The 9931-nt window shown below is 63.1% G+C and carries 14 protein-coding genes; 7 read left to right on the forward strand and 7 right to left on the reverse strand.

The genetic code is table 11. The features are described from left to right. Positions 1-35 precede the first annotated feature (35 nt). Positions 36-161, forward strand: coding sequence for a hypothetical protein (locus N826_RS45830; RefSeq protein WP_280178501.1), 126 nt, complete (start codon positions 36-38; stop codon positions 159-161). Positions 162-191: 30 nt separating this feature from the next. Here the strand turns inward: N826_RS45830 and N826_RS34080 are convergent, their stop codons facing one another. The 3 genes from N826_RS34080 to ada form a co-directional block, all read right to left on the reverse strand. Further along, complete coding sequence (locus N826_RS34080) at positions 192-1136, reverse strand: AEC family transporter (protein WP_044436454.1); 945 nt, start codon at positions 1134-1136, stop codon at positions 192-194. A gap of 75 nt (positions 1137-1211) precedes the next feature. Further along, positions 1212-1925: a 2OG-Fe(II) oxygenase gene (locus tag N826_RS34085; protein WP_044436456.1), complete on the reverse strand. Its 714-nt coding sequence runs from the start codon at positions 1923-1925 to the stop codon at positions 1212-1214. After that, a complete protein-coding gene (gene ada, locus N826_RS34090; protein WP_044436458.1) occupies positions 1925-3007 on the reverse strand; it encodes a bifunctional DNA-binding transcriptional regulator/O6-methylguanine-DNA methyltransferase Ada in 1083 nt (360 codons plus the stop codon). Before ada ends, N826_RS34085 begins: the two co-directional genes overlap by 1 nt. 214 nt (positions 3008-3221) lie before the next feature. On the opposite strand from ada, the gene N826_RS34095 reads away from it, so the two are divergent. Then, positions 3222-3602: a tautomerase family protein gene (locus N826_RS34095; protein ID WP_044436460.1), complete on the forward strand. Its 381-nt coding sequence runs from the start codon at positions 3222-3224 to the stop codon at positions 3600-3602. Further along, on the forward strand, positions 3599-4840 hold the full coding sequence (locus tag N826_RS34100) for an adenylate/guanylate cyclase domain-containing protein (RefSeq protein ID WP_244619739.1): 1242 nt from the start codon (positions 3599-3601) through the stop codon (positions 4838-4840). Before N826_RS34095 ends, N826_RS34100 begins: the two co-directional genes overlap by 4 nt. Positions 4841-4887: 47 nt before the next feature. Here the strand turns inward: N826_RS34100 and N826_RS34105 are convergent, their stop codons facing one another. Together N826_RS34105 and N826_RS34110 are read right to left on the reverse strand one after the other, a co-directional pair. Further along, complete coding sequence (locus N826_RS34105) at positions 4888-5553, reverse strand: cupin domain-containing protein (protein ID WP_052832570.1); 666 nt, start codon at positions 5551-5553, stop codon at positions 4888-4890. Beyond that, positions 5550-6131, reverse strand: coding sequence for a sigma-70 family RNA polymerase sigma factor (locus N826_RS34110; protein ID WP_044436461.1), 582 nt, complete (start codon positions 6129-6131; stop codon positions 5550-5552). Before N826_RS34110 ends, N826_RS34105 begins: the two co-directional genes overlap by 4 nt. 98 nt (positions 6132-6229) lie before the next feature. On the opposite strand from N826_RS34110, the gene N826_RS34115 reads away from it, so the two are divergent. Both N826_RS34115 and N826_RS34120 read left to right on the forward strand, forming a co-directional pair. Next, positions 6230-6517, forward strand: a complete 288-nt coding sequence (locus N826_RS34115) for a hypothetical protein (RefSeq protein WP_044436463.1) — start codon at positions 6230-6232, stop codon at positions 6515-6517. After that, positions 6514-7065 carry a DUF697 domain-containing protein gene (locus N826_RS34120; RefSeq protein ID WP_044436464.1) on the forward strand — a complete coding sequence of 184 codons (552 nt, stop codon included), beginning with the start codon at positions 6514-6516 and terminating at the stop codon, positions 7063-7065. The genes N826_RS34115 and N826_RS34120 overlap by 4 nt, the downstream gene beginning before the upstream one ends. An 18-nt stretch (positions 7066-7083) precedes the next feature. On the opposite strand, the gene N826_RS34125 is transcribed toward N826_RS34120, so the two are convergent. Continuing rightward, positions 7084-8070 (reverse strand): aldo/keto reductase, encoded by a 987-nt coding sequence (locus N826_RS34125; RefSeq protein WP_044436466.1) that lies wholly within the window; start codon positions 8068-8070, stop codon positions 7084-7086. Positions 8071-8385: 315 nt separating this feature from the next. Here N826_RS34125 and N826_RS34130 point away from each other — a divergent pair, with 315 nt between their 5' ends. Continuing rightward, a complete protein-coding gene (locus N826_RS34130) occupies positions 8386-8832 on the forward strand; it encodes an ArsI/CadI family heavy metal resistance metalloenzyme (RefSeq protein WP_044436468.1) in 447 nt (148 codons plus the stop codon). A 30-nt stretch (positions 8833-8862) separates the two neighbouring features. After that, positions 8863-9576 carry an arsenical resistance protein ArsH gene (gene arsH / locus N826_RS34135; protein WP_044436470.1) on the forward strand — a complete coding sequence of 238 codons (714 nt, stop codon included), beginning with the start codon at positions 8863-8865 and terminating at the stop codon, positions 9574-9576. 103 nt (positions 9577-9679) lie between these two features. Here the strand turns inward: arsH and N826_RS44995 are convergent. Continuing rightward, positions 9680-9931: hypothetical protein (locus N826_RS44995; protein WP_211099456.1), on the reverse strand; the 252-nt coding region annotated here is incomplete at its 5' end.

The raw sequence follows: 9931 nt of genomic DNA on the forward strand, positions 1-9931 counted from the left end.
GTAGCTGCCGTATATTTCGCCTCACCGCAGGAACATTGCTTTCCAGGCAGTGTTTTAAGGCAAATGTCACGCAAGGGGGAACGGTCATGAACAGCATCTTCTACATCATCGGCGTCGTCGTGGTCATCATCGCGATCCTGTCGTTCCTGGGGCTGCGCTAACGGAGGACGGGCTTCGGCCATCGGCCTCCGTTAGCCGGGGTGGAGCAGCGTCAGGATCAGGGTGATGCTGACGACCGACAGCAGCGTCGTCAGCATCACCGCGTTCACGGCGCCCTCCACATAAACCCCGAACTGGTGCGCTTGGAGGTAGACGTTGGCCCCGGCGGGCAACCCCGCCGTGACGGTCGCCACGACCACGGCTTCCGGCGACAGCCCAGCGACTTTGGCTGTTAGGAACCAAACGATTATCGGATGAAGCGCCAGTTTCAGGACGCTCACGGTCATCGCCTCCAGCACTTCGCGGCCGATGCGGATGGTGCTCTGGGCCAGTGCAGCTCCCAGGGCGATCAGCGCGGTCGGTGAGGCCGCCGCACTGAGCATGGCGGTCATCTTGTCCAGCGGTCCCCAGATGCCGAGCCCGGTCAGGCTCCAGGCCAGACCGCTTGCGATGCCGATGATGATCGGGTTGGAAACCGTATCCCTCACCGCCGGCCATATCAGCTTCATCGGCCCGCCCGATTGGCCGCGCCCCAGCGCTATCACCATCGTCGTCACGGGCAGCAGGATCAGCGAGTGGAAGGCGATGATCTTGGTCTGGAGGATCAGGCCGGTGGTGCCGAATGCCGTCTGCATCAGAGGCAGGCCCAGCAGCGCCGCGTTGGAATACATCGACGCCATCCCGAACACGCCGAGCTGGTCCAGTTTCAGGCTGAACAGCAGCCGGCCCAGGACCAGAGCGACCACCAGGATGATCAGGCAACCGCTGAAATACGAGAGGACGATCCCCGGTTCCCAGCTCGGTACGCTGCCGTCGCCGACCATCGAGCGGAATAGCAGAACCGGGATCATCAGGTAGGTCGCCGCGTTCGCCATCCCACGGACCGCCAGCGCCGGCAGGATGGAGGTGCGTCCAGCGAAGAAACCGACAAGGATCAGGCCGAAGACGGGCAGAATGATATTGATGAAGATCGCCACTACGAAGATCAGCTTTCCTGAATAGCTCCACCACGGGGACCGGCGGCGCGTCGGACCCGCAATGGTACCGCCGGTTCAGGTAGCGTCGTGAAAAATCACACCAGCAGTATATCGCCTGCCGGTCAACAGCTTGCTGACACCGTGACGAAGATTGACGCGGTAGCTGCCGCGCGTACCCATGACGGGGCGGTTGAGCACCGCGAAGACGACGGCGTCGCCCCGGCGGAGCGGCACGACCATGGGCCGTGTCTGCATCCGGGGACGCTGCTCGGTCATGACGAACTCGCCGCCCGTGAAATCCTCGCTCGGCTCGCTCAGCAGCACCGCCACCTGGAGCGGGAATACATGGTCGCCGTACAGGTCCTGGTGCAGGCAGTTGTAGTCGCCGGGACCATATTTGAGCAGCAGCGGGGTCGGCCGCGTCTGTCCCGCCTGGTGGCATCGCCGCAGAAATTCCGCGTGTTGGTCGGGGAAGCGCACGTCGATCCCCATCGTCTTGTTCCATCGGTTGGCGATCGGCGCCAGATGAGGGTAAAGCGAGGAACGCAGGTCGGCGACGACGCCGGGCAGGGGATATGAAAAGTACTTGTATTCCCCGCGCCCGAAGCCGTGGCGGGCCATGACGATATGGCTGCGGAAGCGGTCTTCCGCATCGTAGAGCCCGGCAAGCTCCCGGCATTGGCTGGGATCGAGCAGCCGGGGGAGTACCGCCCAGCCCTCGGCATCGAGGGCGTCGGATATTGCGGTCCAGTCCACGGAGTTCCTGCCGATGATGTCCGTCGTGGCCATCAAGCGCTTCCTTCCCGCGTCAGCAGCGCCTGTTTCCGCTCCACGCCCCAGCGATAGCCCGACAACCCGCCGTCGCTCCTGACGACGCGATGGCATGGAATCGCCACCGCCAGCGCATTGGCGGCACAGGCGCGGGCGACCGCCCTGACCGACTTCGGCGACCCGATCCGCGACGCTATATCGGCATAACTTGCCGTCGATCCCACTGGGATCTCCCTCAACGCTTGCCAGACCCGTTGCTGGAAGACGGTGCCGCGCACGTCCAGCGGCAGGTCCAGCCCCAGGGCAGGGGCTTCGACGAAACCAATGACCCGTGCGACCGTGTTTTCGAACCCCTCATCCCCGCCGATCAGTCGCGCTTCCGGAAAGCGGTCCTGTATGTCGCGCAGGAGGATCTCCGGATCGTCGCCCAGCAGGATCGCGCAGACACCCTTGCCGGTGGCGGCGACCAGAACGGAGCCGAGCGAACTTTCGGCAAGCGCGAAGCGGATCTCGGTTCCTGCGCCGCCGGCCCTGTAACCGGTCGGCGTCATGCCGAGCATGCCGGCGGACTTCTCATAGAAGCGGCTGTTGGAATTGAACCCTGCGTCATAGATGGCCTCGGTCACCGTGGCACTCCGTTTCAGTTCGTCCTGCACCCGCTTGGTCCGGTGCGCCGAGGCATAGGCTTTCGGCGTCAGTCCCGTGACGGTCTTGAAGACGCGGTGGAAATGGAACGAGCTCAAGCCGGCGGCTTCGGCCAGCTCGGCCAGCGCCGGCATCTCTTCCGCGGCTTCGATCAGGCGGCAAGCTGCCGCGACCTTGCCTGCGTTGCGCTCCGCCGGCGAAGTGCCGTTGGGTTCGCAGCGCAGGCACGGCCGGAAACCCGCCGCTTCCGCTTCGGCCGGCGTCGCGTGAAACCGCACGTTCCGGGGGTTGGCCAGCCGTGAAGGGCAGGAAGGCCGGCAATAGACGCCCGTTGTCGCGACCGAATAGCAGAACTGCCCGTCCGCCGACTTGTCCCGCGCCACCAGGGCCGCCCAGCGCGGGTCGCTCTCGGCAGGAAATTCCAACCGTATCCGCTCACCTGTGACGGTCGTCATGATCCGCTCCTTCTTTCTCCGGTATCGTCAAAGGAGTTTCCTACATGGATGGGGCGCCGGCACTCCGGCTCTTGCGGTCAAATCGAGAAATGTGCCGGACAATGGCTATGTCCTCCGCGACCCCTCCGTGGATGGTACCATAGGCTATACTGCTTAACTGGCTCGCTCAGCAGTCCCACGCAAGCACGTGGGTTCAGTCGAAAGGACTTGCTCAATGCCGTTCGTCCGCATCGATCTCGCCGCCGGCAAGTCGCCCGAGTATCGCCGCACCATCGGCGAAGTCGTCTACGACGCGATGATCGAAACCATCAACGTTCCTAAGGACGACCGCTTCCAGGTCATCACCGAGCATCCCCCGCAAGACTTCATCGTCGATCCGAACTACCTGGGAATACGGCGTTCCGCCGATTGCGTGATCATACAGATCACGTTGAACCAGGGTCGCACGCTCGACCAGAAGCGCGCCTTCTACAAGGCGATCGCCGACGGGCTCAACAGCCGCCTCGATCTTCGCCGAGAGGATGTCTTCATCAGCCTCGTAGAAGTACCGAAGGAGAACTGGTCGTTCGGCAATGGCGAAGCCCAGTATGCATGACCAGTATGCATGAAAAGAGCATAGGCGGCGACGTCATCGACGGCATCGCCGCGTGGGTCGTCGACGCCGGTCTGGCCGGACGATCGGAAACGGAGCTGCTGCACGGCTTCTGCGAGCGGTGCCGCGACGCCGGCATCGACCTGTGCCGCGCCATCACCATCATCGATACCCTGCATCCGATCTACGAAGGCCGCGCCTTCCGGTGGCGGAACGACGGCGTCGAAGAGAGCTTCATCGTCGAGTACGAATCTACCAGCGAAGGCCCGGCGGCGGAAAAGTGGCGGAACAGCCCGTTCCAGCATCTTCTGGACACCGGCGGTGACGAGATCAGGGTGCGGCTCGCTTCGGGCGAACCGGCTCGCTTTTCCTATCTCGATACGCTGAGAGACGAAGGGCAGACCGATTACGTCGCCTTCATCCACCGCTTCGCCGGCGACGGCATCATCGGCGAGATGGATTGCGTCTATTCCTACTGGACCACCCTGCACCCCGCCGGATTCGCCGAAACGGGTCTTTCGGCCTTGCGCCGGCTGCTGCCGTCTCTGGCGCTGGCACTCAAATGCGCGTCCCTCAAGCGGATCTCCGAAACGCTGGTCGAGGTCTATCTGGGCAAGGATGCCGGACAGCGGGTGCTCAACGGCCATATTTCCCGAGGAGTCGCCGACAAGATCAGCGCGGTCCTGTGGTTCTCGGACCTGCGCGGCTATACCAGGATCAGCGATAACGCCGCTCCCGGTGAGATCATTCCCCTGCTGAACGATTACGCCGAAGCCGTGATATCCGCGATCCACGATGCCGGGGGCGACGTGCTGAAACTGATCGGCGACGGCGTCCTGGCGATCTTCAAGGCGGACGATCCGTCCGACGCCTGCCGGTGCGCGCTGAAGGCGGAATCCAACCTGCGGCGGCACCTGAAGATCATCGACGAACGCCGCACCGCGATGGAGAGCCCGGTAACGTCTGTCTACCTGGGACTGCATATCGGGGAAGTATTCTACGGCAATATCGGCAGCAAGGACCGGCTGGACTTTACGGTCGTCGGGCCTGCGGTCAACGAGGTCAGCCGGATCGCCTCCATGTGCCGGTCGGTCGACCGCGATGTCGTGATGTCCGCGGAATTCGCCGCCCGGACGCCGGAGCCGGAGAAAGCCGGCCTCGTCTCGGTCGGCCGGTTCGCTCTTCGCGGCGTCGGGCGCGCCCAGGACCTGTTCACCCTGGATCCCACGGCCCGATCATGAAGCAGATCGGCTCCGTCGCTTGGCTCCCCCAGCGCATGACGGGCTGTCTAATCGGAGCCCAGGCGCTCCACCGGCCCGGCCAGCACCCTGTAGCAGACGCAGCCGTCTTTTCCGGCCACGACGGTGTGGGTCGACCCGCCCTCGAACTCGCCCAGGTCGCCGACACCGTAGCACCCGCCCTGGGCGGAATGCGGCCCCGCCTCCTCCGAGAACTCCCCCTGGAGCGTCAGGATGAGTTCCTGATCGCTGTGACGATGGACTGGCAATGCCGATCCCGGCGCCATCTTCAGGATCTCCGCCACGACCGGCGCCCTGCCCAACGCCATGTGCAGGGCCAGGACGCCGTCCGATATGCCGACCCAGGCGGAGGAATGCGGCAGCCGGGCCAAATAGCCTCTCAGCGGTTCGGGAACGACCAGCCCTCCAAGGGGACATTCCCTGGTGTTCCCCGGATCGGGGACATGCACCAGTGACCGTGCCGCAGCTTCATCGAGCTGCGCGACCGCCGTTGCCAGCGCGTGCGGCGGCAGCGGCTCCGGCGGCAGGGCCTCCAGCAGGACGCCACCCAGTTCATCCAGAAGCGCTGCCTGCCGCCGGCAGTCCGGGCAATACGCCAGATGCGTCGCCACCGCGAGGGCCTGGGCCTCGCGGAGCACGCCCGTCGCGTATTCCAGCAACAGCGTCTCGGGGGGATGATGCCTGGGCAGTGTCAATGCGCCTCCTTCAGTTGGACCCGCAACCGCTCGATCGCGAGCCTTAGTCGGGACTTGACCGTTCCGAGCGGCAAACCGCTTTGTGCCGCGTAGTCGCCATATGATCTATCATTGAAAAATGTCGCGGCCAGTGCCTCTTCCTGTTCACGCGGAAGAGTTCCGATTGCGTCACGCAGACGCGCGCCTATTTCGGCCCGTTGCAACGCCGATTCCGCGTCTTCCGGATCGGCAGGGCGCAGTTCCGGATCGTTGGGGTCGATCTCCGGCCGCCGTTCGTGGCGCAGCAGGTCGATCCGGCGATTGCGGGCTATCGTGAAGATCCAGGCGGCGGCGCTGGCGCGGCTCCTGTCGTACTCGCCGGCTTTGCGCCAGACGGTCAGCATGACGTCCTGAACGATCTCGTCGGCGACCTCCGGCGGTGAACCGGCCCGGATCAGGAGAGCTTTGACGCGTGGGGCGAAATGAAGGAACAGGCCCGAAAAAGCGGCTTTGTCACCGGCTGCGGTCGCGACGAGGAGTTCGTCCTGAGCCTCCGGCGCAGGAGCGGCAGCTTCCGTGGAAGATCTGGCCGTGGTCACGTCCAGCGGTTTCCTCTCTGCGCTTCGGCCGGGTCATCAACCCGCCCGGAACCTTTTTGTTCCCCACGCCATTCCTCATCGCAAAACGGAGAACGGCCATGATCGACTTCGACCAACTGGTCGAAACCCTTCAAACCCATTTAGGCATGAGCGGCGATGCCCTCAACTCTGCCCTTTTGGCGATGGACAGCGACCATCTGGCGGTATTGACCCAGTATCTCGACGGCGACGAGCTGATCCGGATGCTGGAGGCCGCCGGCGTCGAGGCGGAGACCGTGCCGCCGGACGATCTCAGGATGACTCTGGAAGCCTTGGCTGAAGCCGTCGGTGAGGTCCTGGAAGAGAAGGGGAAGGTCAATCCAGCCAAGCCTCAAGGGGCTGGATGATGGCCGAATCCGCGCCTCCCCAATCCCCGCCACCAAAGCCTGAACCGGAGGAAATCGACAAGGGCTTCGAGGAAGCCGACGACGATAACCGCACGCCGGAAGAACGCGCCGCGACGATAATCAACCACGCGACGGCGCAAGCCGCCTTCTGGGGAGCATGGCCAGCGGTTTCCTGGGTAGCACTGGTCATGATCAACATGACCATGATCGTCTTCATCGGCCGCGCCTATGGCCATCTATGGGACAAGCAGAAGGCCAAGGGCCTGCTGTTCCAGATCCTCAAGGGCATGGGACTGTCCACGGGCTTGCTGCTGGCCGGCGGCAAGTTCGTCAACGACGCGCTCAAGCTGACCGGCTTCGGTACGATCCCGGCGATGGCAGCCGACGCCGTCCTGTGTGGGGCAGTGACCTACGCCGTCGGCTACACCACGGAGCTTTACTTCAAGCAGGACGGCCAGATGAGCAAGCAGGCCCTGAAGGCGGCCTTCAAGGAGCAGTACCGGCAGGCCCGTCAGAAGATGACGGAGAGCGGGAACCCGCCGGCCTGAACTGGATTGGTTCTGTGGTCAGGAGAAGCCGGCGACCGGATGCGGCACGTAAGGTTCCTCAAGCCGGGTCATCTCCTCCGCCGACAGTTTGACCGACAGGGCGCCGATGGCGTCCTCCATATGGTGCGGCTTGGATGCGCCGATGATCGGCGCCGTCACGACTGGCTTGTGCAGCAGCCAAGCCAGCGCCACTTGGGCACGCGGTATGCCGCGCTCCGCCGCGATTTCGCCGACGCGGGTGATGACCCTACGGTCGGCTTCCTCCGTCGCACTGTAGAGCATCTTGCCGAACTCGTCGGTTTCGGTGCGCTTGGTGGTCTCGTTGGCCTGCCAGTCGCGGGTCAGCTTGCCGCGCGCCATCGGGCTCCAGGGAATCACACCGATGCCGGCTTCCTGGCAAAGCGGCAGCATCTCGCGCTCTTCCTCGCGGTAGAGCAAGTTGTAGTGGTTCTGCATGCTGACGAACCGCGTCCAGCCGTACCGGTCGGCAAGGTAAAGCGCCTTGGAGAACTGCCAGGCGTACATCGACGAAGCCCCGACATAGCGAGCCTTGCCGGCTTTCACCACGTCGTACAGCGCTTCCAGTGTTTCCTCGATCGGGGTGGAGTGGTCCCAGCGATGGATTTGGTACAGATCGACGTAGTCGGTCCCCAAACGACGGAGGCTTGCGTCGATCTCCGTCATGATCGCCTTGCGCGACAGGCCCCGGCCATTCGGGTCCTTCCTCATCGGGCCGTGCGCCTTGGTGGCGATCACCACCTCGTCCCGCTTGGCGAAATCGCGGAGCGCCCGCCCAACGATCTCCTCACTCGATCCGGCGGAATAGACGTTGGCGGTGTCGAAGAAATTAATGCCCAGTTCCACGGCGCGCTGGATGAACGGCCGGCTCTCTTCCTCACCCAGGGTCCATGGATGGTTCCCCCGGTCGGGCTCTCCATACGTCATGCAGCCGAGGCACAGGCGCGACACCTTCAAGCCGGTCTTGCCGAGATTCACATAATCCATCGTCGGTCCTTTCAGCGTGGGCGTAACCACTCAATGGTTAATGAACAAGCCAGCACCGGGATCGTGTCCTAACTGCGAAGCTCGGCCAACGGTCGACATTTCGATATTTGGTGAAATATCGTTGACGGCGATCGTACCGCCGGCATATTTTGATTTTCGTCGAACTATGGCAATGATCGGGCATGGATGTATCCCAAGCTATTGCCGGCCTCGCTCACGTTCCACCTGCTACGGCTCGCCAGTGCCTGCCCGCACTCGGTGTGCCGATGTTTCCAGACAGTTAGACCAACAGCCAGCTGAACGAAGGAAAATCAGATGAAACGCTTGCATGTGCATGTAGCCGTCGATGACCTCGAACAGTCCACGCTCTTCTATTCGACGCTGTTCGCTACCGAACCGGCTGTGCTGAAGCCCGATTATGCCAAGTGGATTCTTGAGGATCCCCGCGTCAACTTCGCCATCTCGGCGCGCGGCCATGCCGCGGGTCTGGATCACCTCGGCATCCAGGTAGCGGACGCGGACGAACTGGGGGAGGTCTATGGTCGCCTGAAGCAGGCTGAGGGGCCTGTACTTGAACAGGGTCCGACGACCTGCTGTTATGCCAAGTCGGAAAAGTCGTGGATCAGCGATCCCCAGGGCATCGCCTGGGAAGTCTTCCTGACCAGCGGAGACAGCACTGTCTACGGCGACAGCATAGAACTGCCGACTTCGAAGACTTCGGCCTGCTGCGCCCCGGCCGTTGCGGCACCCTGCTGCGGCTGAGGGAGCAGGGACCACATTAGGAAAACCGCTATGGACGATCTTACCACTCCGCCTGATACCCTCCCGGCGCTGAAACACGAACTGTTGTCGCCACCCGATCCGTCCAAGCTGGAGCCGGCCGGGCGGATGACCCATCAACCGCGCATCCTGCTGCTCTACGGTTCGCTTCGCGAACGCTCCTATAGCCGCCTGCTGGTAGAGGAAGCGGCCCGTTTGCTGCGGACGATGGGAGCCGAGACTCGCATCTTCGATCCCCGCGACCTGCCCATGGCGAACAGCGTCGGGACGGACCACCACAAGGTCCGCGAGCTGCGCGACCTGTCGATCTGGTCGGAAGGCCAAGTCTGGTGCAGCCCCGAGATGCACGGGGCGGTGACCGGCGTCTTCAAGAACCAGATCGACTGGCTGCCCCTGTCGGAAGGCTCGGTCCGCCCGACCCAGGGTCGCACCCTGGCCGTGATGCAGGTTTCTGGCGGATCGCAGAGCTTCAACGCCGTGAACACGCTGCGCCTGCTCGGCCGCTGGATGCGCATGTTCACCATCCCCAACCAGTCGAGCGTTCCCAAGGCCTACGAGCAGTTCGACGACGCCGGCCGAATGCTCCCCGGCCCGCTCTACGACCGCGTCGTGGACGTCATGGAGGAACTGGTACGCTTCACCTGGCTCCTGCGCGATCGCTCCGACTATCTAGTCGATCGCTACAGCGAGCGGAAGGAAGCGTTCAAGCTGCCGGAGAAGCTGTAAGGCACTGTTCCCCGCCGAAAGGGTAAATCCATCCAAAAGGTCGATGGCTTCAGAAAATTTGCCATAGCTCAATACACCCGCTTGACAGAAATCCAGCACGCCGTCAGTCTTGCTTCATGTTCGCAAGGGGCAAAGATGGCTCCGTCATGATGCGGGCAAAGTAATACCCCATAAGCCGCATGTCGGCAGAGGCAAAGGCGCCCACAGCAGTAATAGCTGGCGGGCGCTTTTTGCGTTGCTGGATTGGAATATCGTGACCGCACGCAGGTATTTTAATATCGGAGTCATGTTCTCTTCCACCGGACCCCTTGCCATCTATCAGTTTTGAGGCAAGGCTGTTGACGTGAGGAATCGG

It is taken from the genome of Skermanella aerolata KACC 11604 (assembly GCF_000936425.1).
GTDB classification, from domain to species: Bacteria; Pseudomonadota; Alphaproteobacteria; order Azospirillales; family Azospirillaceae; genus Skermanella; species Skermanella aerolata.

Excerpts from the sequence above, each read along its gene's own strand:
- N826_RS34100 (WP_244619739.1), top strand. The coding sequence starts at position 3,599 with ATGACCAGTATGCATGAAAAGAGCATAGGCGGCGACGTCATCGACGGC.
- N826_RS34120 (WP_044436464.1), top strand. The coding sequence starts at position 6,514 with ATGATGGCCGAATCCGCGCCTCCCCAATCCCCGCCACCAAAGCCTGAA.
- arsH (WP_044436470.1), top strand. The coding sequence starts at position 8,863 with ATGGACGATCTTACCACTCCGCCTGATACCCTCCCGGCGCTGAAACAC.
- ada (WP_044436458.1), bottom strand. The coding sequence starts at position 3,007 with ATGACGACCGTCACAGGTGAGCGGATACGGTTGGAATTTCCTGCCGAG.
- N826_RS34125 (WP_044436466.1), bottom strand. The coding sequence starts at position 8,070 with ATGGATTATGTGAATCTCGGCAAGACCGGCTTGAAGGTGTCGCGCCTG.
- N826_RS34130 (WP_044436468.1), top strand. The coding sequence starts at position 8,386 with ATGAAACGCTTGCATGTGCATGTAGCCGTCGATGACCTCGAACAGTCC.
- N826_RS34095 (WP_044436460.1), top strand. The coding sequence starts at position 3,222 with ATGCCGTTCGTCCGCATCGATCTCGCCGCCGGCAAGTCGCCCGAGTAT.
- N826_RS34115 (WP_044436463.1), top strand. The coding sequence starts at position 6,230 with ATGATCGACTTCGACCAACTGGTCGAAACCCTTCAAACCCATTTAGGC.
- N826_RS34085 (WP_044436456.1), bottom strand. The coding sequence starts at position 1,925 with ATGGCCACGACGGACATCATCGGCAGGAACTCCGTGGACTGGACCGCA.